The 26,982-nt window shown below is 73.1% G+C and carries 25 protein-coding genes; 7 read left to right on the top strand and 18 right to left on the bottom strand.

Going from position 1 to position 26,982, the window contains the following annotated elements:
• Nucleotides 1-56: 56 nt before the first annotated feature.
• Nucleotides 57-1,421 (bottom strand): glycosyltransferase family 4 protein, encoded by a 1,365-nt coding sequence (locus tag ACIGZJ_RS33920; protein ID WP_396460889.1) that lies wholly within the window; start codon nucleotides 1,419-1,421, stop codon nucleotides 57-59.
• 178 nt (nucleotides 1,422-1,599) lie between these two features.
• On the bottom strand, nucleotides 1,600-1,788 hold the full coding sequence (locus ACIGZJ_RS33915) for a YegP family protein (protein ID WP_392940221.1): 189 nt from the start codon (nucleotides 1,786-1,788) through the stop codon (nucleotides 1,600-1,602).
• 486 nt (nucleotides 1,789-2,274) lie between these two features.
• On the opposite strand from ACIGZJ_RS33915, the gene ACIGZJ_RS33910 reads away from it, so the two are divergent.
• Nucleotides 2,275-4,218, top strand: coding sequence for an ATP-binding cassette domain-containing protein (locus ACIGZJ_RS33910; RefSeq protein ID WP_396460888.1), 1,944 nt, complete (start codon nucleotides 2,275-2,277; stop codon nucleotides 4,216-4,218).
• A gap of 97 nt (nucleotides 4,219-4,315) precedes the next feature.
• Here ACIGZJ_RS33910 and ACIGZJ_RS33905 read toward each other — a convergent pair whose 3' ends face one another.
• From ACIGZJ_RS33905 to ACIGZJ_RS33890, 4 genes are all read right to left on the bottom strand, one after another.
• Entirely contained in the window at nucleotides 4,316-4,834 is a 519-nt protein-coding gene (locus tag ACIGZJ_RS33905) for a hypothetical protein (protein ID WP_396460887.1), read from the bottom strand.
• Nucleotides 4,835-5,313: 479 nt separating this feature from the next.
• Entirely contained in the window at nucleotides 5,314-6,363 is a 1,050-nt protein-coding gene (gene sph / locus ACIGZJ_RS33900; RefSeq protein WP_396460886.1) for a sphingomyelin phosphodiesterase, read from the bottom strand.
• Between the two features lie 72 nt (nucleotides 6,364-6,435).
• Complete coding sequence (locus ACIGZJ_RS33895) at nucleotides 6,436-8,532, bottom strand: MMPL family transporter (protein ID WP_396460885.1); 2,097 nt, start codon at nucleotides 8,530-8,532, stop codon at nucleotides 6,436-6,438.
• A gap of 129 nt (nucleotides 8,533-8,661) precedes the next feature.
• Nucleotides 8,662-9,639 carry a deoxyribonuclease IV gene (locus ACIGZJ_RS33890; RefSeq protein WP_396460884.1) on the bottom strand — a complete coding sequence of 326 codons (978 nt, stop codon included), beginning with the start codon at nucleotides 9,637-9,639 and terminating at the stop codon, nucleotides 8,662-8,664.
• 165 nt (nucleotides 9,640-9,804) lie between these two features.
• Between ACIGZJ_RS33890 and ACIGZJ_RS33885 the strand changes: the two genes are divergently transcribed.
• The 3 genes from ACIGZJ_RS33885 (at nucleotide 9,805) to ACIGZJ_RS33875 (ending at nucleotide 12,867) form a co-directional block, all read left to right on the top strand.
• A complete protein-coding gene (locus ACIGZJ_RS33885; protein WP_396460883.1) occupies nucleotides 9,805-10,107 on the top strand; it encodes a hypothetical protein in 303 nt (100 codons plus the stop codon).
• A gap of 492 nt (nucleotides 10,108-10,599) precedes the next feature.
• The gene (locus tag ACIGZJ_RS33880; protein WP_396460882.1) at nucleotides 10,600-11,682 is read left to right on the top strand and encodes a nitrous oxide reductase family maturation protein NosD; all 1,083 of its coding nucleotides are present in this window, start codon (nucleotides 10,600-10,602) and stop codon (nucleotides 11,680-11,682) included.
• A gap of 153 nt (nucleotides 11,683-11,835) precedes the next feature.
• Nucleotides 11,836-12,867, top strand: a complete 1,032-nt coding sequence (locus ACIGZJ_RS33875) for a methyltransferase (RefSeq protein WP_396460881.1) — start codon at nucleotides 11,836-11,838, stop codon at nucleotides 12,865-12,867.
• 83 nt (nucleotides 12,868-12,950) lie between these two features.
• Here the strand turns inward: ACIGZJ_RS33875 and ACIGZJ_RS33870 are convergent, their stop codons facing one another.
• The 4 genes from ACIGZJ_RS33870 to ACIGZJ_RS33855 all read right to left on the bottom strand — a co-directional run bounded on the left by ACIGZJ_RS33870 (nucleotide 12,951) and on the right by ACIGZJ_RS33855 (nucleotide 16,356).
• Nucleotides 12,951-13,649, bottom strand: coding sequence for a class F sortase (locus tag ACIGZJ_RS33870; RefSeq protein ID WP_396460880.1), 699 nt, complete (start codon nucleotides 13,647-13,649; stop codon nucleotides 12,951-12,953).
• Between the two features lie 105 nt (nucleotides 13,650-13,754).
• Nucleotides 13,755-14,189 carry a hypothetical protein gene (locus ACIGZJ_RS33865; RefSeq protein ID WP_396460879.1) on the bottom strand — a complete coding sequence of 145 codons (435 nt, stop codon included), beginning with the start codon at nucleotides 14,187-14,189 and terminating at the stop codon, nucleotides 13,755-13,757.
• Nucleotides 14,190-14,507: 318 nt separating this feature from the next.
• Entirely contained in the window at nucleotides 14,508-15,011 is a 504-nt protein-coding gene (locus ACIGZJ_RS33860) for a hypothetical protein (protein ID WP_396460878.1), read from the bottom strand.
• A 1-nt stretch (nucleotide 15,012) separates the two neighbouring features.
• Nucleotides 15,013-16,356, bottom strand: coding sequence for a tyrosinase family protein (locus ACIGZJ_RS33855; RefSeq protein ID WP_396460877.1), 1,344 nt, complete (start codon nucleotides 16,354-16,356; stop codon nucleotides 15,013-15,015).
• Nucleotides 16,357-16,629: 273 nt separating this feature from the next.
• Here ACIGZJ_RS33855 and ACIGZJ_RS33850 point away from each other — a divergent pair, with 273 nt between their 5' ends.
• Nucleotides 16,630-17,277, top strand: a complete 648-nt coding sequence (locus ACIGZJ_RS33850; RefSeq protein ID WP_396460899.1) for a DUF4360 domain-containing protein — start codon at nucleotides 16,630-16,632, stop codon at nucleotides 17,275-17,277.
• A gap of 68 nt (nucleotides 17,278-17,345) precedes the next feature.
• Here the strand turns inward: ACIGZJ_RS33850 and ACIGZJ_RS33845 are convergent, their stop codons facing one another.
• The 7 genes from ACIGZJ_RS33845 to ACIGZJ_RS33815 all read right to left on the bottom strand — a co-directional run bounded on the left by ACIGZJ_RS33845 (nucleotide 17,346) and on the right by ACIGZJ_RS33815 (nucleotide 22,607).
• Complete coding sequence (locus tag ACIGZJ_RS33845; RefSeq protein WP_396460876.1) at nucleotides 17,346-17,681, bottom strand: TcmI family type II polyketide cyclase; 336 nt, start codon at nucleotides 17,679-17,681, stop codon at nucleotides 17,346-17,348.
• 5 nt (nucleotides 17,682-17,686) lie between these two features.
• On the bottom strand, nucleotides 17,687-18,142 hold the full coding sequence (locus ACIGZJ_RS33840; RefSeq protein WP_392940197.1) for an SRPBCC family protein: 456 nt from the start codon (nucleotides 18,140-18,142) through the stop codon (nucleotides 17,687-17,689).
• A 1-nt stretch (nucleotide 18,143) separates the two neighbouring features.
• Nucleotides 18,144-18,404, bottom strand: a complete 261-nt coding sequence (locus ACIGZJ_RS33835; protein WP_392940195.1) for an acyl carrier protein — start codon at nucleotides 18,402-18,404, stop codon at nucleotides 18,144-18,146.
• Between the two features lie 67 nt (nucleotides 18,405-18,471).
• On the bottom strand, nucleotides 18,472-19,713 hold the full coding sequence (locus ACIGZJ_RS33830) for a beta-ketoacyl synthase N-terminal-like domain-containing protein (protein ID WP_396460875.1): 1,242 nt from the start codon (nucleotides 19,711-19,713) through the stop codon (nucleotides 18,472-18,474).
• Between the two features lie 5 nt (nucleotides 19,714-19,718).
• Nucleotides 19,719-20,975 carry a beta-ketoacyl-[acyl-carrier-protein] synthase family protein gene (locus ACIGZJ_RS33825; RefSeq protein ID WP_396460874.1) on the bottom strand — a complete coding sequence of 419 codons (1,257 nt, stop codon included), beginning with the start codon at nucleotides 20,973-20,975 and terminating at the stop codon, nucleotides 19,719-19,721.
• On the bottom strand, nucleotides 20,972-21,397 hold the full coding sequence (locus tag ACIGZJ_RS33820) for a cupin domain-containing protein (RefSeq protein WP_392940190.1): 426 nt from the start codon (nucleotides 21,395-21,397) through the stop codon (nucleotides 20,972-20,974). The genes ACIGZJ_RS33825 and ACIGZJ_RS33820 overlap by 4 nt, the downstream gene beginning before the upstream one ends.
• Before the next feature lie 46 nt (nucleotides 21,398-21,443).
• On the bottom strand, nucleotides 21,444-22,607 hold the full coding sequence (locus ACIGZJ_RS33815) for a SchA/CurD-like domain-containing protein (protein ID WP_392940188.1): 1,164 nt from the start codon (nucleotides 22,605-22,607) through the stop codon (nucleotides 21,444-21,446).
• A 304-nt stretch (nucleotides 22,608-22,911) separates the two neighbouring features.
• Here ACIGZJ_RS33815 and ACIGZJ_RS33810 point away from each other — a divergent pair, with 304 nt between their 5' ends.
• Complete coding sequence (locus ACIGZJ_RS33810; RefSeq protein WP_396460873.1) at nucleotides 22,912-24,537, top strand: FAD-dependent oxidoreductase; 1,626 nt, start codon at nucleotides 22,912-22,914, stop codon at nucleotides 24,535-24,537.
• A gap of 84 nt (nucleotides 24,538-24,621) precedes the next feature.
• Here the strand turns inward: ACIGZJ_RS33810 and ACIGZJ_RS33805 are convergent, their stop codons facing one another.
• On the bottom strand, nucleotides 24,622-26,283 hold the full coding sequence (locus ACIGZJ_RS33805; protein WP_396460872.1) for an APC family permease: 1,662 nt from the start codon (nucleotides 26,281-26,283) through the stop codon (nucleotides 24,622-24,624).
• A 386-nt stretch (nucleotides 26,284-26,669) separates the two neighbouring features.
• Between ACIGZJ_RS33805 and ACIGZJ_RS33800 the strand changes: the two genes are divergently transcribed.
• Complete coding sequence (locus ACIGZJ_RS33800) at nucleotides 26,670-26,972, top strand: urease subunit gamma (protein ID WP_396460871.1); 303 nt, start codon at nucleotides 26,670-26,672, stop codon at nucleotides 26,970-26,972.
• Nucleotides 26,973-26,982: the final 10 nt, after the last annotated feature.

Genomic DNA, 26,982 nt, shown 5'->3' with positions numbered 1-26,982 from the left:
CGCCACGGCCGGCCCCCGCATCAAGCCCCGACCGGCCCCCACCGCACACCACCCCCTCATGCCGGCAACTCCTCCGCCACCAGCGGCTGCCCCGCGACGGGGGTCACAACAGAATCCACAACAGAATCCACAGCAGGATCCACAACGGGGGCCACGGCAGGACCGACCGCAGGAGCCACGTTCGGCGGTGCGACCGGCACGGCCACCCCCCGATGCTCCGCCAGGACCTCCGCGTAGTGCCGCAGCAGAAGGTCCCCGACCGCCTCCCAGGTGCGGGCCGTCACCTCCGCCCGCCCGGCGCGCCCGTAGGCGGCCCGCAACTCCTGGTCCCCGGCCAGCGCCGTCACCGCCCGGGCCACCGCCTCGCCGTCCCGGGGCGGGACGAGCAACCCGGTGCGGCGGTGGGCGACGAGGTCCAGCGGACCCCCGGCAGCCGGACCGATCACCGGTACCCCGCTGGCCATCGCCTCCTGGATGGTCTGGCAGAAGGTCTCCAGTGGGCCGGTGTGCACGAAGACGTCCAAGGTGGCGAAACAGCGGGCCAGTTCGTCCCCGGTCCGGCGGCCGAGGAAGACGGCGCCGGGCATCGCGGCCTTGAGCCCGGGCGCGCTCGGCCCGTCGCCGATCACCACCACCCGGACCCCGGGCAGCGCCGACGCCGCCGCCAGCAGGTCCACCCGCTTCTCGGGCGCCAGCCGCCCGACGTACCCGACCAGCACCTCCCCGCCGGGTGCGAGCGCCCGGTGCAGGGCCTCGTCCCGGTGGCGCGGGTGGAAGCGGACGGAGTCCACCCCGCGCGGCCACAGCTGGACCCGGGGGACGCCGTGGGCGGTGAGGTCCTGCGCGGCGGGCGTGGACGGCGCCAGGGTACGGGCGGCCGCGGCGTGGACGGTGCGGATGCGGTGCCAGGCGGCGGCCTCGCCGAGACCGCGCCCCGCCCGGTACGCGTGCGCGTAGCCGGCCAGGTCGGTCTGGTAGACGGCGACGGCGGGTACGCCCAGCCGGGTGGCGACCTGCATGCCGCGCGCCCCGAGCACGAACGGGCTGGCCAGGTGGACCAGATCGGGCCGGTGCCCCGCGACGGCGGCCGCCAGCCGCCGACTGGGCAGCGCGATCCGGACCTGCGGGTAGCCGGGCAGCGGCATGGACGGGATCCGCACCACGGGCAGTTCCCCCACCCCGTCCCCGGCCCCGAAAGCCGGCTCCCCGGCCTCGGAGCCGGTCTTGGAGCCGGTCTTGGAGCCGGTGTCGGCGCCCGCACCGAAGGTGTGCGGCGGGCACTCGGCGCCGCGGGCGGGGGCCGGGGTGATCACCAGCGGCTGGTGGCCCCGGCGGACCAGATGCTCGGCCGTCCGCAGCACGCTGTGGGCGACTCCGTTGACCTCGGGCGGGAAGGATTCGGTGACGATGACGACGCGCATGTCAGAGTTCTGTCCGCACCCGGCGTGCACGCGGCCAAAGGGATCTGTCGTACAAACGAACGCGGGTCGGCGATTTGTACCGCCGACCCGCGTTACCGCCGACCTGTCGGCCCGTCGATCACGGACAGCAGGAGGCAGACCGCCCGCGGCCCCGTCTCGGACGGGGCCGCCCTGGACCTCAGGCCGAGCCTGCCGTCTCCTTGAGGTCCGCATAGGGCGCGAGCTTCCGGAGCGACTCGATGCTCTTGATGCAGTCGTCCCGACTCTCGTGCGGGTCACCGGTCACCACGACGGTCCCGTTGCTCGCCTTGAGCCTGAACCGGTGCATCCCGGTCTCGTCGGTGTAGAGCTCGAACTTGCCTGCCATCGCAGTAGACACCTTTCGTTCAGGGAGCCCCCTCGAACGGCAACGTAGGCCCAAACCCCTTCTGCCGCTTGCCAGATCGGGCATTCGGGTTTCCGCCAAACGGGTACCGACCGCTCTGACCGGCCGCACGCCCCCCGCCGAGCCCCGCCGCGCCCGAACCCCGCCGCGAGCCTCCGGCGCTTCCCCGTCCCGGCCCTCCGGTCGCCGCTCGCGCCGTACCTTCGCCGTGATCGACATCCACCAACTCGCCGACGCCCGGCTCGATTTACCCGGAAGGAGTGAGGCGCGGGGCGACACGCCGAGCGGGCCGCCGCCGCCCTGCCAGGATCAGGGACCGCACCAGCAGCCCGCCCCCCCCGCAGAGTGCCGCCCGGCACCGCTGCCACCCGAGTACGCCCAGCGCCAGGCCGCCACCACCCACCGGCCGCCCGGCAATCCGGCCTGCCCGTGCACACCTGCCACCCAGCCGCCGAACCAGGGAGCAACGTGACCAAGCCCAGCGTGAAACAGACCCCGACCCCGCGGGCCCCCGAGCCCGAGGAGCACCGGGAGGAGTTCCGTTCCCGCTACCACGGCGACAAGCGCCGGGAGGCCGGGGCGTCGACCTCCACCGTCGCCATGCTGCGCCGCCTGCCGCGGCTGATCCGCCGTGCCATCGCCCTTGCCTGGGCCGTCGACCCGCGCTCCACCGTGCTCCTGCTGCTCTGCCAGGCCGCCTCCGGCGTGTTCGGCGCGCTCGCCCTGTACTCCACCACCGACACCCTGGCCGCGCTGCTCGTCCCCGGCCCCGTCGCCGAGCACCTGCGGGACGCCGCCTCCCCGCTGACCGTCCTCACCGTCGCGGCCGTCCTGCGCGCCGTCCTCGGCATCGCCGTCACCACCCTGTCCAGCCGGGTCGCACCCCGGGTCAACCGCGAAGCCGACCTCGCGCTCATCGAGGCCGGGTGCTCCGCCGAGCTAGCCGCCTACGACGAACCGTCCTACGGAGCGAACTGGGAGGCCGCCGACCGGGGCGCCGCCACCACCCCCGACCTGCTGTCCAACGCGCAGGACGTCATCGCCTCCGCCGTCTCCCTGGTCGCGGCGGCCGGCGTCCTCGCCACGCTGCACCCGCTGCTGGTGCTCTTCCTGCTGCTCGGATCCGTCCCCACCGGCGTCGCCGCGGTGCACACCGCCCGGATCCACTACCTCGCCACCGTGACGACCAGCGAGGAGCGCCAGGCCCTGAGGATCTACCGCTGGTACCTGATCGACAAGGGCCGGGCCGACCAGGTCCGCTCCGACCAGGTCACCCCGTTCATGATGCGGAAGTACCGGCAGACCGAGGCCCGGATCGTCGCCGCCACCGACGACGCCGGACGCAGGGCCGCCAAGGTCTCCCTCCTCGCGGCCGTCGGGACCGGCGCCGGGTCCGCGCTGATCTGGGGCACCCTGCTGTTCCTCTTCTCCACCGGCCGCATCGACCTCGCCGCCGCGGGCTCCGCCACCTTCGCGCTGCGTACCGCGGCCGGCGGCATCCAGGGCATGGTCGGGCACGGCGCCCGCCTCTACCGGATGGGCCTTTACCTCGACGACTTCTTCCGCTTCCTGGACGAGGCCGGCGGCCACCGCATCGCCCGCGGCAGCGCCGTGCCCGGGCCGCCGAAGACGATCCGGGTCACCGACCTCACCTACGCCTACCCGGGCGAGCAGCAGAAGCCCGCGCTCCGCGGAGTCACCCTCACCCTCTCCGAGGGGGAGATCGTCGCGGTGATCGGGCAGAACGGGAGCGGCAAGTCGACGTTCCTCAAACTGCTGTCCGGCCTGTACCTGACGCAGCCCGGCGGCGGGTCGATCACCTGGGACGACGTGCCGATCGAGCGGCTGGACGCGGACGCCCTGTGGCGTCATGTCGCCCGGGTGCCGCAGGAGTTCGCCCGCTGGCCCCTCCCGGCCGCCGAGAACCTGCACCTCGGGCACCACGACGGGGACCCCGCCGAGGCGGTGGCCGAGGCCGCCGGGCTCACCGGTTTCGACGAGGTCGTGGCCCGACTGCGGTCGGGTTGGCGCACCCTGCTGGCGCAGGGCTGGCTGGGCGGGGCCGAGTTGTCCGGCGGCGGCTGGCAGCGCGCCGCCGTCGCCCGGGCCTTCTACCGCACCGCCCGCCACCCGGGCCTGCTCATCCTCGACGAGCCGACCTCGGACCTCGACCCCCGGGCCGAGCACAGGATCCTGCACGCCCTGCGCGGCTTCGCGGACGGCCGGATCACGCTGCTGGTCACCCACAACCTCGCCAACGCCCGTCTTGCGGACCGCATCGTCGTCATGGACCAGGGCCGGATCGTGCAGACCGGTACCTGGGACCAGCTCGCCGACCGCCCCGACGGCCTCTTCCGTGAACTCCTCGACCTCCAACGCGACCGCACCATCCCCGGCCAGCGCCGGCGGTAGCGCCGAGGCCCCGGGCGCCCGCCACCCCGCGGGCGCCCGGGGCGCGTTGGGCGGCCGGCCGGGTCCCGTCACGGCCGCCGTCGCCAGGACCTCCCGGTCACATGTGGGCGCTGATCTCGCCGCCGGTGCTGAGCACGATGTAGACGCCGTTGGCGACCGCTCCGGCGTCCTGCTCGTTCGCCTCCAGCGTGCCGTTCACGGCGTTGTCGAGGCCGAGGATCTGTGCACGGTACCGGAGTTCGCCGAGCTTCGTGACCTTGGCCGTCCAACCGCCCGCGAGCTTGAAGGTGCCCGGACCCTGGTGCCCGCCGCCCATCCAGGAGTGGACCTGGCCGTCCAGCGAGAGCACGATGAACATGTCGTTGGCGTCCAGTCCGGCGTCGGAGCCGTTCGTCTCCAACGTGGCGAGCACATCACCCTTGTTGACGATCCTGGCGACGTAGCGCTGGGCTCCGACCTCCTGGACCTCGGCCGTACTTCCGTCCACCAGGGGCACGTTGTGGACCGGGCCCTTCGCCTTGGCCGTGGCGGCCGGTGCGGTGGCCCGAGTCGGGGCGGGCGAGGCGGGCGATGCGGGTGTGGCAGGCGGGACGGCCGACGGGGTGGCGCTGCGCACGCCCGTCGCGGTCGCCGGAGCGGAGGCGGCCGGAGCCGTGGCGGCCGGAGCCGCGGTGGCCTGCGCCGAAGGGGACGCAGGAGCGACCGGAGAACCAGACGCGGCAGCAGAGACGGCCGGAGCAGTCGCGGTGGTCGCAGCGGTCCCGTGCGCATCGGACGTGGAACTGCAGGCTGTCGCGGCAGGGACGAACAGAGCGGCTGCCAGGACGGTGCCGGCCAGCGTCCGGACGGAGGTCGCGCGTCGGGTCGTCGAGGGGGACATGAAGGCTCTCCTGAGCGAAGTACGGCTGCGGGCCCGCACATCGCCCGTTCCGTCCCCCAGGTGCAGGAGCCGCGCGGGCGGTGCGGCGGCGTGCACGATCGAACCTAGTGCGAACAATCGACGGAATCGGGCGTTCCGTGTCACCGGACTGCAACCGCCGGGGCGGGCCCGCGCCTGCGCCGGGGGTCCACACCCCCGGCGCATGCCGCCTTCGACTAACCGGCCGTCAGCGGGTAGTGGTCGGAGAGGTCCTGGTAGGTGTAGCTCTTGCCCCAGCTGCTCACCGTCCACGGCGCGCTGTGGGAGCGGACCACCGTGTTGGTGTAGGCGGTCGGCCGCGCGTGGTCGGCGCGGTAGAGGACGTAGTCGAGGTCCTCCTTCGGCTCACCGGGGTACCGGTAGGCGGCGATCGAGTTGTCGACCGTGTCGAAGGAGTACGGCCAGCCCGTCCGGGTGTCGGCCGGCGCGACGTTCGCGTTGGCGAGCAGCGCGGGGTACTCGGAGCCGTGCGAGTCGATGTTGAGGTCGCCCGCGATCAGCACCGGCTCGGCGGCCGGGATGTTCTTGCCGTCGATGAAGGAGCGCATCGTCTGCAGCTGCGCCGCCCGCACGGCCGCCGGCTGCCCGGCCGAGCAGCCGGTGTCGGTGGACTGCAGGTGCGTGCCGATGACGTGGGTGCGCACGCCGTTGACGTTCAGCACGGCGTAGACGAAGCCCTTGTTCGACCACCAGTCGCTTCCGCACGCGTCCTTGAACACGTACTGCTCCTTGCGCAGGATCGGCCACTTGCTGAGCAGCGTCACCCCACCGTCCTCCGGGGTGGTGGAGGAGAAGCTGCCGCCGGTGGCGTCCCAGCCGCTGGTGGAGCGGCCGACGACCGGCGTGTGGTACGGGTACGAGGCGGAGGCCTGCGAGGTGAGCAGGTCGGACGCGGCGTTGTCGAAGGCCTCCTGGAGCACGACCACGTCGTGGCCCTGGAAGACGTCGGCGGCGGCGATCGCCTTGGCCCGGTAGTCCTGGCCCCAGTTGGGGTACAGGTTCTTGCTCATCAGGAAGACGTTGTACGTCAGGACGTTGAGTGCCGGCACAGCGCCGAGAGCACCAGCGGCGGGCGTACCGGCACCAGCGGCGGGCGTACCGGCAGCGGACGCGACGGGAGCGGCCGAGGCGCCCGGTGCGGCGGCCAGCGGGGCGAGCAGGGCGGCGGCGGCCGCGCACGCGGCGGCGAGTCGCGGACCGCGACGGAGGGTGGCGGGAGTTGGCATGTGCGCAGTCAACGCGTCGTCGACCACGCCCGGCAAGACATCTGACGAGAACCGTGTGAACTCATCGGTAACTCAGAGATGTTTGGCCAACTCCCCTTCCTCTCGATCGACTTGCCTGGACAACTTGCCCGGCCACCACATGTGCCGGTCCAGGTCCATGGTCAGCGCCGTCACCAGTACCGAGCGCACCACCAGGGTGTCCAGCAGCACCCCGAGCGCCACCGCGAAGCCGATCTCGGCGAACCCCACCACCGGCAGCGTCCCCAGCACCGCGAAGGTGCTGGCCAGGATCAGCCCGGCCGAGGTGATCACCCCGCCGGTCGCGGCCAGCCCGGTCACCGCGCCCTTCCTGGTCCCGTGCTGGGCGGACTCCTCCCGCACCCGGGTCATCAGGAAGATGTTGTAGTCGATCCCGAGCGCGACCAGGAAGACGAAGACGAACAGCGGGAAGGCGTTGTCCTCGCCCTCGAAGTGGAAGACGTGCTCGAAGAAGAAGGCACTGATGCCGAGCGCCGCCGCGTAGCTCAGCACCACCGTCGCGATCAGCACCAGCGGTGCGGTGACCGCCCGCAGCAGCAGCGCCAGGATCACCAGCACCACGCCCAGGACCAGCGGGATGATCGCCCGGTTGTCGTTCGAGGCGGCCCGCCCGGCGTCCAGGATCACCGCCGTGCTGCCGCCCACCTTGGCGTCCGCGCCGGGGACGGCGTGCACGTTCGCCCGGACCCGGTCCACGGTGTCCTTGGCGGCCTGGCTGTCCGGCGGATCGGCCAGTGTCGCCTGGAACAGCGCCTGCCCCTCGTGCGTCACGGGCGCCGAGGTGCCCGCCACGCCCGGCGTCGCCTGCGCCACGGCCCGCACGGTGCCCGCGGTGTCCGCCGTGCCGATGATGGTCAGCGGGGCGCCCGTCCCGCCGGGGAAGTGCTGCTCCAGCACCTGCTGGCCGACCACCGAGTCCGGTGTGCCGGTGAAGGAGCCCGCCGTGCTCAGTCCGGTGGCGTTCAGCGACACCAGCCCGACGCAGCAGGCCGCCAGTGCCAGCGCGGTGCCCACCCACACCTTGCGCGGCCGGGCGCCGATCCACCCGCCGATGTGCGCCCAGCGGCCGGACCTGGTCGGCTCCGGCGTCCCGTAGCCGGGCTTGACCGGCCAGAACACCCAGCGGCCCAGGATCACCAGCAGGGCCGGCAGCAGCGTCGTCATGGCCGCGAGGGCCACCACGACACCGATCGCGCAGACCGGGCCGAGGCCGCGGGTCGAGTTCATCTCGGCGACCAGCAGACAGAGCATCGAGGCGATCACCGTCGCCGAGGAGGCCAGGATCGCCGGACCGGCCCGGTGCAGGGCGAAGGCCATCGCCTCGTGCCGGTCCTCGTGGCGTCTGAGCTCCTCGCGGTAGCGCGCGGTGAGCAGCAGCGCGTAGTCCGTCCCCGCGCCGAGGACCAGCACGATCAGGATGCCGGCGCTCTGCGCGTTGACGGTGAGCCCGCTGTGCTTGGCCAGCAGGTAGATGACGGCCTGCGCTACCACCAGCGCCCCGGCCGCGGAGACCAGCGGCAGGGTCCACAGCACCGGGCTGCGGTAGGTCAGCAGCAGCAGGACGATCACGACGCTGACGGTGGCGAACAGCAGGGTGCCGTCGATGCCCGCGAACGCCTCAGCCTGGTCGGCGCCCACCCCGGCGGGGCCGGTGACGTGGGTGGCCATGCCGTTGCCGTCGGTGTCGGCGGTCGCGCGCAGGCTGTCCACCGCCGGCCGCAGGTCCTGCCAGCCGCCGGTGCCGATGTCGATCGGCACGATGGTCTGCATCGCCTGGCCGTCCGTCGACACCACGGGGCCGATCACCGGGCCCACCACGTGCGGGGCGGTGGTGAAGGCCGCCGCGTCCCGGGCGGCCTCGGCCCGGTCGGCGATCGTGATCCCGCTGTCGCGCTGGTACACGACCACCGCCTGTGCGGTGTCCACCGGCTGGAAGGCGCGCTGCTCGTTGAGGACCTGGGTGGACTCGGCGTTGCCGGGCAGCCAGCTGGACGCCTGGTTGTCCTCCGCGTCGGTGAGTTTGCCGGCCAGCGGGCCCGCCACCACCAGCAGGACCAGCCACAGGGCCAGCACCACCCACTTGCTGCGCCGCCCGCACGGCAGTGCGGCCAGTCTCCGGATCGGGCTCATCGGGAAACCCCCAGGGCCTCGGGCATCACTCGTTCCAGACTCCCACCGCCCCGGCGACCCGGCAGCCCGGGGAGGCCGGCCCAGGGGTACGGCCGGGCCGACCTCCCGGCGTGATCCGAGGATGAGCGCCTAGACCAGGACGGCGGCCCGCTCGCGCAACTCCTTGAGCAGCGCGATGTCCAGCGCGTGGCCGGCGCCGTCGCCGCCGTGCTTGCGGTCCGGGGTCTCGACGATCAGCGGGACTCCGGCCGTCTCCGGGTGCTCGAACAGCTCCCGGAACGGCTCCGCGCCGATCCGCCCGGCACCGATGTTGGCGTGGCGGTCCTTGCGCGCACCGACCACGTCCTCCGAGTCGTTGGCGTGGATCAGCCGCAGCCGCCCCGGCCCGGCGGCCGCGACCAGCGCGTCCAGCGCCTCCCGGACGCCGCCGGGGGCGGCCAGGTCGTGGCCGGCCGCGAAGGCGTGGCAGGTGTCCAGGCAGACCCCGACCCTCGGATGGCCGTCGAGCGCGTCCACGTACCCGGCGAGGTCCTCCATCCGTGAGCAGAGCGAGCTGCCCTGGCCGGCCGTCGGCTCCAGCAGCAGCCAGGGGGCCGACTCGCCGAGCGCGTCCAGCTCCTCCAGCAGCGGGCGGACGTCCGCGCGGACCTGCGCCATCGCCTCCGCCCGCCGCGAGCCGCCGCCGGGCGCCGAGCCGACCGCCGAACCGGTGTGCACCACCACGCCCAGCGCGCCGATCGCATGCCCGCGCAGCAGCGAGTGCCGCAGCGAGGCGACCGAGTGCTCCCGGGTCGCCGTGCTGTCCGAGCCGAAGTTGATCAGGTACGGCGCGTGCACGTACGCGGGGATGCCCTGCTCGGCGCAGGCGGTCCGGAACTCCTCGTCCTGCGCCGGGTTGCCCGGGGGAGTGGCCCAGCCGCGCGGGTTCGCCACGAACACCTGGACCGACTCGGCCCCCACCCGCCGCGCGTACGCCAGCCCCGTCCCGGCCAGGCCCCGGGCCGCCACCGGCACATGGGCGCCGATCGGGTTGCGGACGGTCACCACGGACGGCGAGGCGGACGGCGGAGCGGTCGGCGGGGCGGCGGGCGGAGCGACGGCGTTCATGGCCCCGAGCATGCCACGCCGGCCGGACCCTGCCGGCACCGGGCGGCGGTGCCACCACCTGGGCCTCCTCTGTACCCGATCGAGTGAAACGGACCCCGACGTTAGGCCGGGAGGCCCCCGGGTAGTCACCAACCGTGACCGATCCATGACCTGAAGGAGCCATCCATGGCCACGGCCGAGCCCGTCGAGACGGTGAACCTGCGCGCCGCCCAGCTGGTGGAGGACCCGTTCGCCGCCTTCTCCCGGATCCGCGAGCGCGCCCCGCTCGCCCGCGGCACCATCCCCGGGGTCGAGCCGGTCTGGATCGCCACCCGCTACGAGGACGTCCGCGCCGTGCTCACCGACCCGCGCTTCGTCAATGACGCCGCCAACGTGCCCGGCACCGCGCCCACCCACCGCACCGCGCAGGTCTGGCGGGCCCGCGGCCTGCCGCCGGACCGGGGCTGGACGGTGCGCTGCGCGCGATGATCGAGGCCGCTCCGCCTGCGCCTGCTCCTCCCCGCTTCTGACCCTCCGCCATCTCCGCCACCGCCGTCGCCCCGCCCGACCCCCGCCCGACCCCCGCCCGACCGCTCCAGCGCCCGACCCCCCGCCCGACCGCCCCCGCGCCCGACCCCCGCCCGACCGCTCCAGCGCCCGACCCCCCGCCCGACCGCCCCCGCGGCCGGGCGCTTCGCCATGCCCGCCGCCGATGCCGCCCGCCGGGCCGCGTGCACCGCGCCACCGCCACGCCTGCCCCGTTCGGCCCCACACCCGCAGGCCCGTTTTCACCCGCTCGCCCGCCGGGCTACCACCACTGGCCGACGCCCCGTCAGTCCCGCAGCCCAGCCCTGGTGGCGGGCCCACCGGTGCACCCATAGCGTCGATTCGGCCGACAGTCCCACCGGCCGTCATCCTCCGCTCACATCGCGTCACCGCGCCGGCGTCCCCGCGAGCGCGTAAGAAAGCAGGTCACCACTCATGCCCACGCGACGGGTCCACCACCTCGCCGCGGCCACCGCCGCCGCCCTGACCACCGCCCTGACCACCTCGCTCGTCACCCTCGGCACCGCGCCCCCGGCCCACGCCGACGCCCTGCACCTCGTCCAGCCGGGCGAATCGATTCAGCAGGCCGTCGACGCGGCCCAGCCCGGCGACACCGTCCAGCTGCTGCCCGGCACCTACCGCGGCAGCGTCCGGATCACCACCGCGGGCCTCACCCTGCGCGGCGCGGGCGGGGGGAGCGTGATCACCCCGGGTGACACCGCCGACGGCAACGCCTGCGCCGCCGCCGGCCACGGCCTCTGTGTCGTCGGTACCGAGGGCCACCCCCTCGCCGACGTCCGGATCGAGGCGCTGGCCGTCACCGGCTTCCGCAAGAACGGCATCGACGCCAGCGGGACCACCGGTATGACCGTCCGCGCCGTCCAGGTGCACGACAACGGCCAGCAGGGCATCAGCCAGGAGCGGTCCACCCGGGGCGTGATCGTCGGCAACGAGTCGACCCGCAACGGCCAGTCCGGCGTCTTCCTCGCCAACAGCGTGGACAGTGAGGGCGGCGCCCTCAGCACGGACGGCACCGTGGTCAGCGGCAACCTGCTCGCCGACAACCGGATCGGCGTCACCGTCCGGCGCCTGCGCGACCTGAGCGTCGAGCAGAACGAGATCCACGGCAACTGCGGCGGCGTCTTCATCGTCGGCGACGAGGGCGTGCCGCGCGCGGGCGCGCTGACGGTCACCCGTAACCGGGTGGTCGCCAACAACAGGTACTGCCCGCCCAACCCCCGGCTGGACTACATCCAGGGCACCGGCATCCTGCTCACCGGCGCCGAGCAGACCACGGTGACGGACAACCAGGTCCGCGACAACGTCGGCGCCTCGCCGATGTCCGGCGGCATCGTGCTCTTCCGCAGCGTCGTCGGCGTGGCCAACGCCGACAACACCATCACCGGCAACCTCGTCCTCGGCAACGGCCCAGCGGACCTCGCCGACCGCGACACCGGGACCAGCAACTCCTTCGCGCGCAACCACTGCGTGGTCTCCGAGCCGGCCGGCCACTGCTGACCCGACCTCACCCGGACCCGCCCGGCCCGACCAGGCCCGACCAGGCCCGCCCGGCCCGACCAGGCCGGACCTCCCGCCCCGAGTCCACCGCCGAGTCGGCCACCGCACCCCGATACCCCCAGCCCTGCCCAGCCCCCAACCGAAAGACGGCACATGACCACCGCACCCGCCACCACCCCGCAGGCAGCGATGCGCCTGCGGGAGCTCGTCTTCGGCGCCGCCTGCGCCGCCGCCGTCCGCGCGGCCGCCCGGCTCGGCGTCGCCGACGAGCTCGGCGACACCCCGACCACCGTCACCGACCTCGCGGCCGCGCTCGACACCGAGCCCAAGCCGCTGCGCCGCCTGATGCGCGCCCTGACCTGCTACGGCATCTTCACCGAGGTCGGCGACGACCGCTTCGAGCACACCGAGATGTCCCGCCTGCTGCGCGAGGACGCGCCCAACAGCCTGCGCTACATCTCGCTCTGGTGCACCGAGCCGTGGACCTGGGAGGCGTGGCCGAAGCTGGACGAGGCCGTCCGCTCCGGCCGCAACGTCTTCCCCGAGCTGTTCGGCAAGGAGTTCTTCGACTACCTGCACAGCGAGGGGGGTGACTCGGCCAAGGTCTTCGACAAGGCGATGACCACCTCCAGCCGCCAGTCCGCCGCCGACTTCGCCGACTACCTCGACCTCACCGGGATCGACTCGGTGGTCGACATCGGCGGCGGCCAGGGCCATGTGCTGGCCAGCCTGTTGGAGAAGCACCCGTCGCTGCACGGCACCCTGCTCGACCTGCCCAAGGTGGTGGCCGGCGCCGACTCGCGACTCCAGGACGGCGGCGCGTTCTCCGCCCGGGCCCGGCTGGTGCCCGGCGACTGCCGGGTGGACATCCCGGTCCGCGCCGACCTCTACATCATCAAGAACATCCTGGAGTGGGACGACGCCAGCACCCGGCGCACCCTCGCCAACGTCGTCGCGGCGGCCCGCCCGGGCGCCCGGGTCGTGGTGGTCGAGAACCTGGTCGACGACAGCCCCTCGATGCGCTTCACCACCGCCATGGACCTGATGCTGCTGCTCAACGTCGGCGGCGCCAAGCACTCCAAGGAGAGCATGGTCCGGCTGATGGAGGAGGCCGGCCTGGCCATCTCCGAGGTCCGCCCGGTCAACCCGTACCTGCACGCCTTCGAGGCCACCGTGCGCGGCTGACACCCGCCGCACGGGAGGACGCGACAAACGGACCGCCCGCACCGATCCGGTGCGGGCGGTCCGTTGTCACCACCCCTGGTGGCTCAGGCCTTGTGCGAGGACTCCAGGTGGGCGAAGACCACCACGTTGTCCAGGTAGTCCTTGCGCTTCTTGTCGTAGGTGCCGCCGCAGGTGATCAGCCGCAGCTGGGAGTCCGGGGTCTTCCCGTACACCTTCTGGTCGGGGAACGCGGACTTGGCGAAGGTCTCCACGGAGTCCACCGAGAAGACGGCGACCGTGCCGTCCGCGCGCGACACCTCGACCTTGTTGCCGGGCAGCAGCAGGCTCAGCAGCAGGAAGACGGCCGGGCCCTTCGCGGTGTCCACGTGCCCGGCCACCACGGCGCTGCCGCGCTCGCCGGGGGTGGCACCGCCGCGGTACCAGCCCACCAGGTTCTTGTCGTCCGGCGGCGGCGCGTTGAGCTGTCCGGCGGGGTTCAGCGTCAGTTCGGTGAACGGCGCGTCGACGCCGATCTGCGGGATCCGCAGCCGGGTCGGCTTGGCCGCCTTCAGCACCGGGGCCGCAGGCGCGGCGGGCGTCGCCTTCGGGGCGGCCGCCGCCGCGGCAGCCGGGCCCGCGCCCGGCACGGCGGGGGCCGAGGCCGCCGGGGGAGCGGCCTGGACCGGCTCCGGGGCGGACGCGGGCGCGGTGTCCACCGAGTTGTACATCACCAGCAGACCGACCGCCGCCGCGCCCACCCCCGCGCGCAGCAGCCGGGACGCCCCGGGGACCACACCGGCCATCACTCACTCCTCCCGTCCGGTGCGTGCACCGCCCCCGGCGCCCCCGCCGTGGCCGACGCGGTGAGGCGGCGGCCACGACGGGGAGGCACGGGGAACGGCGCCGGGTCAGATCGCGGCGCCCGCGGTCCGGCGTCCGCGGCGCAGCGCGATGGCGCCGGCCCCGAGACCGCCGAGCAGCAGCACGGCGCCCGAGGCGAGGCCGCCGCCGGACAGCGCGAGGCCGCCACCGCCGGTGTGCACGCCGCCGTGCGGGGCCTTGTACTCCTCGCCCTTGGACTCCTCGCCCTTGGCCTCGCTCTTGGAGTCGCTCTTCGAGTCGGACTTGGAGTCGGCCTTGTGCTCCTCGCCCGAGGAACCGCTCTGCTTCTCCTCCCAGGTCTTCTGGCCCTCAGGGCTGGCGGCCTTCTCCTGCTTCTCCTGCCAGGTGAGGTTCGCGCCCTGGTCGGGGGTGCCGTCCGCGAAGGCGAGGGGGGAGCCGACGGCCAGGACGGCGGCGACGGCCGCTCCGGCGAGCAGCGTGCGAGTACGTGCAGAACGCATGAGGGTGATCCTTTTCCGGCGCCGGTCGCGACTGCCGACAGGTCGTCGGGCAAGGGGACTCGCGGAGGTGCGCCTGATCCACCGTCAACCACCGTGGTGGCCGCTGCCACCCGAGGGAGGCGGCGGCGGGCGCCGACGTGCGCCCTTCGAGTGGACTCCGGGGCATGTTCACCCGGCTGGCCCGGCGATCCGGGTGATTCCCGCCGGGGGAGGTCTGATCGGGTGCCCGGCCGGCCGGTGACGGGCGCGTACCCCTTCCGGTACGACGCGGGCGGCGGCGGCCCCGAGGCCGGCAAAGCCCGAGGCCGCCGACCGGGCTCAGTGCAGCTGCTGCACGCCCGAGCTGTCATGGGCGAAGACGATGCGGGTGTCGGCGGGGAGGTAGCGCTCCTTCAGGGTGAAGGCGGCGGGCGTCCCGGCGACCGGGGCGTCCGGCGGCTCCAGGTGGAGGACGTACGTCTTTGCGCTGTCCGTCTCGCTCTCCAGCTGGAGCCAGCCCGTGAAACCGGCGGCGGGGAAGGTGCCGGTCGCGGTGACGGTCACGGCGGAGGCCGTCCGGGTGAGGGTGAAGGCCGCGGTCCCCGTCTGCAGGCGCTTGTGCCCGCTCTCGTGCCAGCGGCGGAAGAGCGCGATCCACTCGTCGGGCCAGGGCCCGCCGTCGGCGTCCGGCGGCATTCCGGCGCCGTCGATCCGGGCGAGGATGTCGTCGGCGTTCTCGACGACGGAGTCGAAGTCCCAGAGGTCGACCGCGAAGGCCATGTGCTCGCGGTCGGTGGCCCGGAACATGGGTCGGATGTGGAGCTCGAAGACGGGAGTGCGCATATCAGCTGTAGACCTCCATCATGACGTCCTTCAGGGCCACTTCCCCGACCAGGCCGGGCGGGTGCTGGGGCACCCCGGTGGAGGTGGGGGAGGGGAGGTACTGAAGGGTGAGTACGTGGGTTTCGGGGGCGGAGGGCGACCCCGCGAGGACCGCGGTGACGTCGAAGCGGGCCGTGCAGGCGGTCGGGTGGTGGGGGTGGGCGTCGCCGGGGTGGTCGGGGTGTCCCGGGTGGTCGGGGTGTCCGTCCCCGTGGCCTCCGGGCCCGCCGCCGTGGCCGTGCTCGACGGCGCCGTGGTGGGCCTTCCACAGCGCGGCGTAGCCGACGCCGTAGCGCTCCGCGAACTCCTCGTCCCCGGCGCGGAACGCGACGTCGGCGGGGTGGACGAAGCCGCGCAGCACGTAGCTGCCGGTCACCGGGATCCTCAGTTCGTCGAGCCGGACGACCACCCGCCGCCCGCGGGCGGGCGGCGCCGGGAGGCCGAACCGGGCCCGGGAGGTCTCCCGCAGCTCGGTGGTGAGGTCGGTCGGGGACTCCAGGTCCAGCGGCCGGGTCGCGAGCAGCGTGCTCGTGGCGGCCGGCGGGGTCGGCACGCCGAAGGCCGCCGCGAGCTGCCCGGTGTACTCGTAGGAGTAGCCCAGCGCCACGGTGTCCGCGAAGTCCGCCACCTTGTGCCGCGGCTGGGAGAGGAAGCCGCGCAGGTCGCGGGTGGGCGAGGTGGGGGCGGGAGACCCGTTGCGCCGCTGCCACTCGGCCCAGAGCAGGTCGACGAAGCTGTGGAAGCTGAAGTAGATCGGGTCCAGCGCCGCCGTCTCCGGGTCCGCCATCGGGCCGCCGATGAAGTCGGAGTGCATGAAGTTGTGCGGCCCGAGTTCCAGCCGGCCGTAGTCGCCGCCCGGGTGGGCCTTCGGGTAGCCGCCGAACGCGCCCTGGTCGGTCTCGGTGGTCACGATCCCCAGGGTGTCGGGCGGCAGCGCCACCGCGGCCGCGCTGCGCCCGTCGGCGAACAGCCCTGGCCTGGAGAACGCGGGCGGGAACTTCCCGCCCGGCTGCGGGTGCAGCCAGTCCCAGTACGGCACCGTGACGTTCGCCGTCCGGGGCGGGTCGGACTCCTGCAGCAGCCGCTCGAAGTAGTGGAGGTGCGCGCGGTGCCAGGGCAGGAAGAGGTCACTGCCGTGCTCGCACGGGCCCACCAGCTGGTCGTTGTGCAGCGCGGCCTGGTGGTCGTACCCGCCCGGGTCGGCCGGGTCCGCCGCGGACCGCGCACGCAGGACCCCGAGCGCGTGGATGTAGTCGTCCAGTTCGCTCGGGGAGAGGGAGTTGATGTCGCGTCGGCTCCTGGCCATGGTGGCACCTCCGTCGCGGAACAACGTATGCGAACCGGAAGGCCGCCCCCGGTAGCCGGTCCGGTACGGCGTGTTCACCGCGGCGACCGCCCCGGTTCACCCGTCAGCGCTCCCGCGTCCGCCCCGGCGCTCTGGGATGCGCCGCGCTGCGCCCCTGTCGGCGGCGGGATCCAGGTGGTGACATGTACGCGACAACCCATCGGCGGTCCGCACGTGGGGGTGCGTGGCCCCGGGCCGGTGGGCGAGCGGAAGGAAACGCCCGTGACTGTACGCATGCTGGCCGTCGGCGGTGCAGCGGCTGCACTGCTCGGCTCCTCGGTCCTCGGCGGTGGAGGCGGCGCCGCCACCACCGGCTGGAGCACGCCTCCGCCGGACAAGATCGTCATCGACGTGGCCACCGTCAACGGGTCCGGCTGCCCGACCGGCACGGCCGCCGTGGCCGTCTCCCCGGACAACACGGCCTTCACGGTCACGTACAGCCAGTACATCGCCCAGGTCGGTGTCGGCTCCAAGCCCACCGACTTCCGGAAGAACTGTCAGCTCAACCTGAACGTCCACGTCCCGCAGGGCTTCACCTACGCCATCGCGTCCGCCGACTACCGGGGCTTCGCGCACCTGGAGAAGGGGGCGAGCGCCGTGCAGAAGGCCAACTACTACTTCCAGGGCTCGCCCCAGACCGCCTCGCTCAGCCACCAGTTCACCGGGAGGCTCGACGACAGCTGGCAGGCGACCGACAGCGTTGCCGTCGCCGCCCTGGTCTGGGCGCCCTGCGGAGAGCTGCGCAACTTCAACATCAACACCGAGCTGCGGGTCGGCGCCGGTACCTCGGACCCGACCCGGACCACCAGCTTCATGACGATGGACTCCACCGACGGCAGCATCAACACCACCTACCACCTCGCCTGGCGGCAGTGCCCCTGAGCGCGACCGAGGACGCCCGAGGGGACCGCCCCGGCCGCTGCCGGGTTGGTCCCCTCGGGGAGGCGGGGTCAGTTGAGCCCGGCGCCGCGCTCCCAGCGGTAGAACTCGCGGGCCATGGCGTCCTTGGGCTCGCGCCAGGTCAGCGGGTCGAACGCCTGGACGTAGGCGGTGAGGCGGTCGCTGACGTCCCGGAACTCCGGGTGCCCGGCCACCTTGGCCACGGCCGGGCCCGGCGGGCGGTCGGCCTCGATCAGGTGCAGGTAGACATCGCCGAACTGGAACAGGCTCCGGCCGGTGACGCCGATCAGGTGCGGCAGCTCGCCCCGGTCGGACTCGGCGAAGACGTCGGCGATGCCCTGGGCGGCGTCCGGCTTCATCCGGGCGACGATGAGAGCGCGGTGCATCGGGCTCACGCCTCCCCGGCCTTCTTCTCGACCTTCTCGCGGATCAGCTGCAGCTGGATCCGCGAGTTGCGGTTGATGTGGTTGACCATGCCGTCGTCGTCGACGGGCGCGGTCGGCTTCATCGCGAAGTCCTGGATCCAGCGCATCCTGGTGCCGGCCGGGACCTCCGCGTACTCCCAGCGGATGTCCATGAACTCGAACGGGCCGGGCTCGACCCGGCGGGCACGCACCGCGAGCGAGGAGCGGTCGGTGGTGCGCTCGGAGACCCAGCTCCACACCTGGCCGTTCTCGTCGGGGTGCATGGTGAGCCGGAAGCGGACGCTGTCGCCCTCGCGCTCCAGCACCTCGACCGAGGCGTACTCGCTGAAGAGCTGCGGCCAGTTCTCCAGGTCGTTGGTGATCTCCCAGACCAGGTCGAGCGGCGCGGCGATGACGATCTCGTTGTCGGTGTGTCCGGGCATCTCAGGCACCCGCCTTCGTGGCGAGCGAGGAGTTGACCAGCTCCAGGAACTCGGCCGGGGTCTTGGCCGACTCCGCGCCGTTGGTGACCTTCAGGCCGTGCCGGTTCTCCAACTCGCCGACCACACCGAGCAGTCCGAGGGAGTCGACGCCGAACTCGTCGAAGTCGGAGCCCGGGCGCTCCAGGTCGAGCGGGTCGATCACGACGCCGGCCCGGGCCTGGATCAGCGCGGCCAGTTCGGGATAGCTGAGGGTGTTGCTCACGGGGTGTTCCCTTCGGGTCAAAAGTGGATCACGGGCGGATCGGGGCGGGACGAGGGGGCGGCAGGGCTCAGCCCTGCCCGTCGCGCCGGACCACCAGTGCTGCGTTGGAGCCCATCAGCCCGCGGCTGAGCACCAGGGCGGTGCGCAGTTCGGCCGGTCGGGCGCGGTTGGTCACCAGGGCGAGGTCGTGGCAGACCTCGGTGACGTTGGGGGTGGGCGGCAGGATGCCGTCCTCCATGGCGAGTACGGCGGCGGCCACGTCGAGCATCGGCGCGCCGCAGTACGCCCGTCCGGTGCCGGCCTTGGGCGCGGTGACCGGGACGCGTTCGGCGTACGGGCCGAGGGCGTCGGCCAGGGCGAGGGCCTCGGCCCGGTCGGCGGCGGGGACGCCCAGGGCGTCGGCGAAGACCACGTCGATCTCCTCGGGGGAGATCCGGGCCTCGTCCAGGGCGATCCGGATGGCGTTGGCCAGGCCCGCCCGGGACTCCTCCCAGCGCGATGCGCCGGTGAAGGTGGCGCCGTGCCCGGCCAGTTGGGCCCGGACCTTGGCGCCGCGAGCGCGGGCCGTCCGCTCGTCCTCCAGCAGCAGCATCGCGCCGCCCTCGGCGGGTGCGAAGCCGGCGGCCGCCGGCGAGAACGGCAGATAGGCCCGCTCCGGGTCCTCGACGAGGCTGAGCTCGGGGTAGCCGAGCTGGCAGACCATCGAGTACGGCGCCAGCGGGGCCTCGGCCGCGCCGACCACCACCGCGTCGGTGCCGCGCCGGATGGCCCGGGCGGCGTGGGCGAGGGCGTCCAGGCCGCCGGCCTCGTCGCTGGCGACCACCCCGCACGGGCCCTTGTAGCCGCCGCGGATCGAGATCTGGCCGGTGCTGGCCGCGTAGAACCAGGCGATGGACTGGTAGGGGCCGACGAACTGAGGCCCCTGGCCCCAGAGTTGCTGGAGCTCGCGCTGGCCGAACTCGCCTCCCCCGGAGCCGGCCGCGGTCACCACGCCCACTCCGAACGGATCCTGGGGGTCGGGCACGAAGCCGGCGTCCGCCACCGCGAGGTCGGCGGCGGCCATCGCGTAGTGCGTGAACCGGTCGGTCTGGACCAGGAAGCGGCTGTCGATCGCGTCCTGCGGGGTGAAGTCCCGCACCTGGCCCGCGATGCGCAGCGGGAAGTCCGCGCACCCGTCGCGCGATATCCGGTCGAGGACGCTCACGCCCTGCCTGGTGGCCTTCCAGAAGGCGTCTGCTCCGACACCGTTCGGCGCCACCACCCCGAGGCCGGTGACCACGGCCCGGCGGCCCTGCTGACGTGACGTCATGGATCTCACCCCGTTCTGTTGAGCACGACGGCGGACTGGAATCCGCCGAATCCGCTGCCGACCGACAGGATGTGACGGAGCGGCAGCTCGCGCGCGGTGCGCGGCACGTAGTCGAGGTCGCACTCCGGGTCCGGAGTGTCGTAGTTGGCCGTCGGCGGAACGACGCCGTGGGCCAGCGCCAGGGTGCAGGCGACCAGTTCGATCGCCCCGATCGCGCCGAGCGAGTGCCCGACCATCGACTTGATCGAGCTCATCGGCGTCTCGTAGGCGTGCGGGCCCAGCGAGCGCTTGACCGCGGCGGTCTCGTGCCGGTCGTTCTGCTTGGTGCCCGAGCCGTGCGCGTTGACGTAGTCGACGTCGGTGCGGTCCACCCGGGCGTGGGCGAGCGCACTGTCGATCGCCCGGGACATCTCCAACCCCTCCTGGGTGAGGCCGGTCATGTGGTAGGCGTTACCGAAGGTGGCGAAGCCGCCGATCTCGCCGTAGATCCGGGCGCCCCGGCGGCGGGCGTGCTCCAGCTCCTCCAGCACCAGGACGGCGCCGCCCTCGCCGAGGACGAAGCCGTCCCGGTGGGCGTCGAAGGGGCGGGAGGCGTGCTCCGGGTCGTCGTTGCGTTCGCTGGTCGCCTTGATGGCGTCGAAGCAGGCGACGGTGATCGGCGAGATCGGCGAGTCGGAGGCGCCGGCGATGCAGATGTCGGCGCGCCCCTCCTCGACGGCCTGGAAGGCGTAGCCGATCGCGTCCAGACCGGAGGTGCAGCCGGTGGAGACGGTCTGCACCGGGCCGTGGGCACCGGTGCGCTCGGCGACGGCCGAGGCCAGCGTGCTGGGCGCGAAGGCCCGGTGCAGCTGGGGCTCGGCCCGCCGGTGGTCGACGTCCCAGCGGGCGCCGCCGGCGCTGACCAGAGCGTAGTCGTGCTCCAGCCGGGTGGTGCCGCCGACCGCGGTGCCGAGCGAGACGCCGATCCGCCACGGGTCCTCCGCGGCCAGGTCCAGGCCCGCGTCGGCGACCGCCTCGTCCGCCGCCACCATCGCGAACTGCACGTAGCGGTCGGCCCGTTGGACGTCGTCCGGGCTGAGCCCGTGCGCCGCCGGGTCGAAGTCGCACTCGGCGGCGATCCGGGAGCGGAACCCGGTGGGATCGAAGAGCGTGATGCCCCTGGTCGCCGTCCGGCCGGAGGTGAGCAGCCGCCAGAAGGCCGGCACGCCCACCCCGCCGGGGGCGACCACACCGATCCCGGTGACGGCGACCCGCCTGGTCACGAAGCCACCTTGGCGTGTTCCGGCGGGCCGGAGGCGACGGTCTCCTCGGTGTCGACGTGGCCGAGTTCGGGGCGGGGCGCCAGCGGGCCGAGGTGGAAGACCATCCGGGCCTCGGTGTCGCCGACGTTGCGGAAGCGGTGGCGCATGTTGAGCGGGATCATCAGGCCCTGGTTGGGCTTCAGCGGGTGGGCGACCCCGTCCAGGTCCACCTCCAGGTCACCGCACACCACGAACACGAACTCCTCGGAGTACGGGTGGTAGTGCTCGCCGATCCGCTCGCCGGGCCGGACGATCGCCAGGCCCATGAACCCGCTGGTGGCACCACAGGTGGCCGGGGTGAGCATGGCGCGCAGATCGCCGCCGCGCCGGCGGTTCTCCGGTGCCTCGTCGACGTTCACGATCCGTGGGTACTGCGTGGACATGGTTACTTCCTCCGGGCTGGATCTGGACTGTGGATGTGTCGCTCGGTCAGTTGTCCTGCGAACTGCGGTCGGTGACCGGGCTCATGGAGCGCGCGGCGAGGAAGGCGCCGAGTCCGGCGACGGTCCGCAGGTCGCCCTCGGCACCGAGGTCGAGCAGCCGGCCGAGGACGGTGGCCTCGCGTTCGCCCGCCACGCCGAGGGCGGCCGCGGGGTCGGCCTCGGCGGGCACCCGCAGGTCCACCAGGCGGACGACGGTGTCCTCGCGGTGGAAGACGGTGCTCCCCGCGACCGGGCCGGTCGGGTCGGCGGTGGCGAGGTCGTCGTGCTCGGCCAGCAGCGCGGCCACGGCCTCGCCGTTGCCGGGCTTCACCGGGTAGAGCACGGCGTGCCGGTGCAGGCGCCCGGCCGGCGCGGTGGCGATCGCCTGGTGCTTGGCGGGCAGCGCGGCGCGGGCGAAGAAGGCGCGCGCGGCCTGCGGGTCGCCGAGCTGTCGGTCCTCCTCCAGGAACGGGTTGATCGCCTCCTCGACGGCCCGCACCTCGGGCTGCATCGCGACGTGGCGCAGCGCGTCGCCGAGGCTGCCGATCACCTCGACGGCCCGGACCACCCGGTTGCCGTGCATGAACAGCGAGGTGCGGCGCAGCCGGGTCTCCTCGTCGACCTCGGCCTTGGGGGAGGCGTAGCCGGACAGGATCCGGGCCACCTGGTGCTCGCTGCCGGGCTTCACGGTGAAGGTCAGGGCGTGCCGGACCACTCCGTCCGGGCCGGGCTCGGCCTGCGGCGGGCCGACGTGTCCGGCCGGCACGGTGCGCGGCAGACCGGGCGGCACCTCGACCGGCTTGCGGGTGCCGGTGGCGCCGGCCGCCGAGGTCTCCCGCAGGATCGAGTAGCGCAGCGAGCGGAAGGTGTCGCTGACGCAGCCGTGCATGGGCTTGACCATCTCGCGGTGCGCCGGGCTGTCCACCCACTCCAGGAAGGTCTCCTGGTCCTTCCACTCGCTGGTGATCAGCCACTGCCGGGGGTCGTTGATCGACTGGCAGAGCTGGTCGCTGACATGGCCGGGGACCGAGGCCACCTGGTGGCGCAGCTTCTCGTACACGTCGAGGAAGCGCTGCTGGGCGCCGTCCTTGATCTCCAGCATCAGCATCACGCGGAGCCGGGTGTGGGACTCGGCGTGCTGGTGCGCCTGCGGTTCGGACAGAGTTGTCATGATCCACTTTCTGCTCTGGGCCGCACGCGTCGGACCGCGCGGTGGGCGCGGCATCCGGCGAGGGTCCCCGACGGGCGGAGGGTGCGGTGGTCGGTCGGCCCGGGCGGCGGCGCCAGGCCTGAGGTCGATCGTGCGCGGCGGGCCCGGGCCGCGCGAGATATGCGGGCCATCCGAGCGAAGAGGCGGCACAAGACCCCCGGCGCGGGGGATGGAAGGACGGGGCCGCCGTGTGTGCGGGCCCCGCCGAGGGCGGCGCCGAGCCCCGTAGCCGGGCCGCGGATCCCCGTACAGGCTGGAGCAATTGATGAATCCGAAGGTTGACGACCGGGTGCCGGTCCTGATCGTGGGCGGCTCGCTGGTCGGGCTGTCCGCGTCGCTCTTCCTGGGCCGACTGGGTGTCAGGCACCTGCTGGTCGAGAAGCACGCGGACACCTCGCATCACCCGCGTGGCCGAGGCAACAACGTCCGAACGATGGAGCTCTACCGGGGGGCCGGGATCGAGCAGTCGATCCGCGAGGCGGCCTCGGTGCTCGCCGCGAACCACGGCATCCTGCAGGCCCCCTCACTGACCGGGCCGGAGCAGGAGTGGCTGTTCCGGGAGATCGACCCGGGCGGCCGGCTGGCCCGCTTCAGCCCCAGCTCGTGGTGCCTGTGCAGCCAGAACGACCTGGAGCCGGTGCTGCTGCGGGCGGCGCGGGAGCTGGGCGGCGAGCTGCGGTTCAGCACCGAGCTGCTCTCCTTCGAGCAGGACGCCGAGGGGGTGACGGCGCTGCTGCGCAGCCGGGAGACGGGCGAGGAGCGGACGATCCGGGCGCAGTACCTGATCGCGGCGGACGGCCCGCGCAGCCCGGTCCGGGAGCGGCTCGGGATCGGCCAGAGCGGCAAGGGCGAGCTGTTCCACAACGTCAGCATCACCTTCCGCGCCAAGCGGCTGGCCGAGGTGGTGGGCGACCGGCACTTCATCGCCTGCTACCTGACCAACCCGGAGGCCGACGGCGCCCTGCTGCCGGTGGACAACCACGAGGAGTGGGTGTTCCACGCGCCCTGGCACCCGGAGCACGGCGAGCCGCTGGAGGCGTTCACCGACGAGCGGTGCGTGCGGCACATCCGGACCGCCGTCGGGATGCCCGACCTCGACGTGGAGGTCACCGGGAAGGCGCCCTGGCACGCGGCGGAGCGGGTGGCCGACAGCTACTCGACCGGGCGGGTGTTCCTGGCCGGCGACTCGGCGCACGAGATGTCGCCGACCGGTGCGTTCGGCTCCAACACCGGTATCCAGGACGCGCACAACCTGGCCTGGAAGCTGGCCGCGGTGCTCTGCGGCTGGGCCGGTCCGAGGCTGCTGGAGAGCTACGGCGAGGAGCGCCGGCCGGTCGCGCAGGTGACCGGCGAGCGGGCCTCGGCGCGCTCGGCGGAGCACAGCCACCCGGGGTACGCGGTGGTGCCTGGCGTGGGCCGGCAGGCCGGGGTGCTGGCGGTGGCGCTCGGCTACCGCTACCCGGCGGGCGCGGTGGCCGGGACGGACCGCGACGGCCCGGTGGTGCCGGAGGCGTTCGAGTCGGCGGGCGAGCCCGGTAGCCGGGCGCCGCACCAGTGGCTGCTGCGGGCGGGTGTGCGGCTGTCCTCGCTCGATCTGTACGAGCAGGCGATGGTGCTGCTGACCGGTCCCGAGGGCGCGGCCTGGCACGAGGGCGCCCGGCGGGCGGCCGACCGGCTGGCCGTCCCGCTGGACGCTTACCGGATCGGCACCGGAGCGGAGGACGACCTGGCGCCCGAGCCCGGCGCGGACTTCGCCGAGCTGCACGGCGTGCGGCCGGACGGCGCGGTGCTCGTCCGCCCCGACGGCTTCGTCGCCTGGCGTTCGCCGGGTGCGGCGGACGACCCGGAGGCGTCGGTGGAGGAGGCGCTGCGCACGGTGTTGAGGACGTAGCACCCGCCGCAACGGGACGGGCCCGCCGGTGTGAACCGGCGGGCCCGCCGTGCTGTCTGACGGTTGGTCAGCGGTGGCCGGGGGTCAGTGGCCGCCCGCGTCGACCACCTCGATGTCCTCGATGTTCTGCTCGATCGCGTCGGCGGGCAGGGCCACCCGGATCGCCCAGAAGTAGACGGCGAGGGCGAAGGCGGCGACGGCGCCCATGTCCCACCACATCGGGATGTTGCCGCGGCCGTCGCCGAAGCCGCCCTGCCAGGAGATCAGGCCCAGGCCGACGAGGTAGACCGGCAGCCACTGGGCGGCGCGCCAGTCCAGGCGCGGCGCGTTCGGCAGGCCCTTGCGGATCGCGTAGGCGGCGTAGCTGCCGAGCAGGACGTAGCCGAGGACGATCGCGATGCCCAGGCGGGACAGGGTGTGCCAGCCGGCCCAGTAGATGATCAGGCTGGCGACCACGAAGGCCAGCGGGGAGATCACCCCGCCGAACGGCAGCCGGTAGGACCGGTCGCGCTCGGGCAGGCGGCGGCGCAGCGCGCCGAAGGCGAGCGGGGCGCCGGCGTACATCAGCACGCTGGCGGAGGTGATGAAGCCGACCAGCTCCTGCCAGCTCGGGAAGGGCAGGAAGCAGATCACGCCGGTGACGAAGGAGAGGATCAGGCCGAACCACGGCACGCCGCGCTTGTCGAGCTCCTCGAACTTCTGCGGCGCGTAGCCGTTCTTGCTCAGGCCGTAGGAGATGCGCGAGGTGGAGGTGGTGTAGATCAGGCCGGTGCCGCCGGGGGAGACGATGGCGTCGAAGTACAGCACCCAGGCGAGCCAGCCGAGGCCGACCAGGGTGGCGAGGCCGGCGAACGGGCCCTCGATGCCGGGGAAGTCGAGCTTGTCCCAGCCGGCCGCGAAGGAGCTGGCCGGCAGCGCGCCGATGAAGACGACCTGCAGCAGGACGTAGATCAGGGTGCCGATGGCCACCGAGCCGAGCACGGCGCGCGGGATGTCGCGCTTGGGGTTGCGGCTCTCACCGGAGATCTGGATGGCCTGTTCGAAGCCGAGCAGCGCGAAGATGATGCCGCTGGAGCTGATCGCGGCGAGCACGCCCTTGATGCCGAACGGGGCGAAGCCGTGCGAGGTGAAGTTCGAACCGTGGAAGTTGGTCAGCGCGAGCACGAAGATCGCGAGCAGCGGCACGAAGATCTTCAGCCAGGTGGCGACCGAGTTGGTCCGGGCGAGCACCCGCACACCGAGGAAGTTGACCGCGACGAAGACGCCCATCAGCAGCACGGCGACGATGAAGCCGCTGGTGGTGAGGGTGCCGTTGTCGTTGAGGAAGTTCTTCGCGAACTCCCAGTGGCCCGCGTAGCCGATCATCGCCTCGACCTCGATCGGGGCGACGGTCGCGGCCTGCAGCCAGGAGAACCAGCCGAACGACATGCCCGCCAGGCCGCCGAACGCGTAGTGCGGGTAGCGCGCGGTGCCACCGGCGACGGGGAAGAGCCCGCCGAGCTCGGCGTGCACCAGGGCGAGCAGCACGATCGCCACGGCGCCGATGCCCCAGGAGATGAGCGCCGCCGGACCGGCCACGATGACGGCGTTCTTGGCGCCGAACAGCCAGCCGGAGCCGATGATCGAGCCCACCGAGGCCCAGAGGAGGCCGATCAGGCCGACCTCGCGGCGCAGCGAGCGGTGGGCGGGGGCCCCGGTGCCGGTGGTGTCGGTACCCGGCGGGGACAGCTGGTTGAGGGATGCCATGCGAAATCTCTCTGTGGTGTGGGGGCCCCGCAGTCGGAGCGCGGAGAGTTGCCACACAGTAGGCGTATTCATAGGCCTATGCACAGATTTCATTACTGAATGTTTACCTACTTTGCGGGATATCCTCGCAGGTAGGGGGCCACCTGTTCATGCGTGTGTTACGTGACTGACGAGTAGTTTCAGTATTTGAGCATGAATTGAGCTTCGGCTCGGCGTAGGGCATTCTTAACGGCCCATAGAGTTATAGAAATAGTGGCCGCCGCATAGTGATACCGGCGTGGTCGGCGCGATGCCCTGCCCCCACGGGTCGTTCGTCGGCTACGGTATGCGTCACATCGCGGCACAGCGTCGTGTCCGCGCGCTCTTACCCCCTCAAAGGTGCGCGCATGAAACTCACCCCGCACGAGCAGGAGCGCCTGCTCGTCCACGTCGCCGCCGACGTCGCCCGCTCGCGCCGGGCCCGCGGCCTGCGGCTGAACCACCCCGAGTCCGTCGCACTGATCACCTCGCACGTGCTGGAGGGCGCCCGGGACGGCCGCACCGTGGCCGAGCTGATGCAGTCCGGCCGCAAGGTCCTCACCCGGGCCGACGTGATGGACGGGATCGCCGAGATGATCCCGGACGTCCAGGTCGAGGCGACCTTCCCCGACGGCACCAAACTGGTCACCGTCCACGAGCCGATCCTGTGACGGCCGGCGA

Origin of the sequence: Kitasatospora sp. NPDC052868, from assembly GCF_044547105.1 — a bacterium.
Classification (GTDB): domain Bacteria; phylum Actinomycetota; class Actinomycetes; order Streptomycetales; family Streptomycetaceae; genus Kitasatospora.
This window is presented reverse-complemented; position numbering and strand designations above follow the sequence as displayed.

Excerpts from the sequence above, each read along its gene's own strand:
- sph (WP_396460886.1), bottom strand. The coding sequence starts at position 6,363 with ATGCCAACTCCCGCCACCCTCCGTCGCGGTCCGCGACTCGCCGCCGCG.
- ACIGZJ_RS33865 (WP_396460879.1), bottom strand. The coding sequence starts at position 14,189 with ATGCGTTCTGCACGTACTCGCACGCTGCTCGCCGGAGCGGCCGTCGCC.
- ACIGZJ_RS33850 (WP_396460899.1), top strand. The coding sequence starts at position 16,630 with ATGCTGGCCGTCGGCGGTGCAGCGGCTGCACTGCTCGGCTCCTCGGTC.
- ACIGZJ_RS33800 (WP_396460871.1), top strand. The coding sequence starts at position 26,670 with ATGAAACTCACCCCGCACGAGCAGGAGCGCCTGCTCGTCCACGTCGCC.
- ACIGZJ_RS33805 (WP_396460872.1), bottom strand. The coding sequence starts at position 26,283 with ATGGCATCCCTCAACCAGCTGTCCCCGCCGGGTACCGACACCACCGGC.
- ACIGZJ_RS33855 (WP_396460877.1), bottom strand. The coding sequence starts at position 16,356 with ATGGCCAGGAGCCGACGCGACATCAACTCCCTCTCCCCGAGCGAACTG.
- ACIGZJ_RS33915 (WP_392940221.1), bottom strand. The coding sequence starts at position 1,788 with ATGGCAGGCAAGTTCGAGCTCTACACCGACGAGACCGGGATGCACCGG.
- ACIGZJ_RS33830 (WP_396460875.1), bottom strand. The coding sequence starts at position 19,713 with ATGACGTCACGTCAGCAGGGCCGCCGGGCCGTGGTCACCGGCCTCGGG.
- ACIGZJ_RS33845 (WP_396460876.1), bottom strand. The coding sequence starts at position 17,681 with ATGCACCGCGCTCTCATCGTCGCCCGGATGAAGCCGGACGCCGCCCAG.
- ACIGZJ_RS33840 (WP_392940197.1), bottom strand. The coding sequence starts at position 18,142 with ATGCCCGGACACACCGACAACGAGATCGTCATCGCCGCGCCGCTCGAC.
- ACIGZJ_RS33885 (WP_396460883.1), top strand. The coding sequence starts at position 9,805 with ATGGCCACGGCCGAGCCCGTCGAGACGGTGAACCTGCGCGCCGCCCAG.
- ACIGZJ_RS33875 (WP_396460881.1), top strand. The coding sequence starts at position 11,836 with ATGACCACCGCACCCGCCACCACCCCGCAGGCAGCGATGCGCCTGCGG.
- ACIGZJ_RS33870 (WP_396460880.1), bottom strand. The coding sequence starts at position 13,649 with ATGGCCGGTGTGGTCCCCGGGGCGTCCCGGCTGCTGCGCGCGGGGGTG.
- ACIGZJ_RS33880 (WP_396460882.1), top strand. The coding sequence starts at position 10,600 with ATGCCCACGCGACGGGTCCACCACCTCGCCGCGGCCACCGCCGCCGCC.
- ACIGZJ_RS33820 (WP_392940190.1), bottom strand. The coding sequence starts at position 21,397 with ATGTCCACGCAGTACCCACGGATCGTGAACGTCGACGAGGCACCGGAG.
- ACIGZJ_RS33895 (WP_396460885.1), bottom strand. The coding sequence starts at position 8,532 with ATGAGCCCGATCCGGAGACTGGCCGCACTGCCGTGCGGGCGGCGCAGC.
- ACIGZJ_RS33815 (WP_392940188.1), bottom strand. The coding sequence starts at position 22,607 with ATGACAACTCTGTCCGAACCGCAGGCGCACCAGCACGCCGAGTCCCAC.
- ACIGZJ_RS33810 (WP_396460873.1), top strand. The coding sequence starts at position 22,912 with ATGAATCCGAAGGTTGACGACCGGGTGCCGGTCCTGATCGTGGGCGGC.
- ACIGZJ_RS33920 (WP_396460889.1), bottom strand. The coding sequence starts at position 1,421 with ATGCGCGTCGTCATCGTCACCGAATCCTTCCCGCCCGAGGTCAACGGA.
- ACIGZJ_RS33890 (WP_396460884.1), bottom strand. The coding sequence starts at position 9,639 with ATGAACGCCGTCGCTCCGCCCGCCGCCCCGCCGACCGCTCCGCCGTCC.
- ACIGZJ_RS33860 (WP_396460878.1), bottom strand. The coding sequence starts at position 15,011 with ATGCGCACTCCCGTCTTCGAGCTCCACATCCGACCCATGTTCCGGGCC.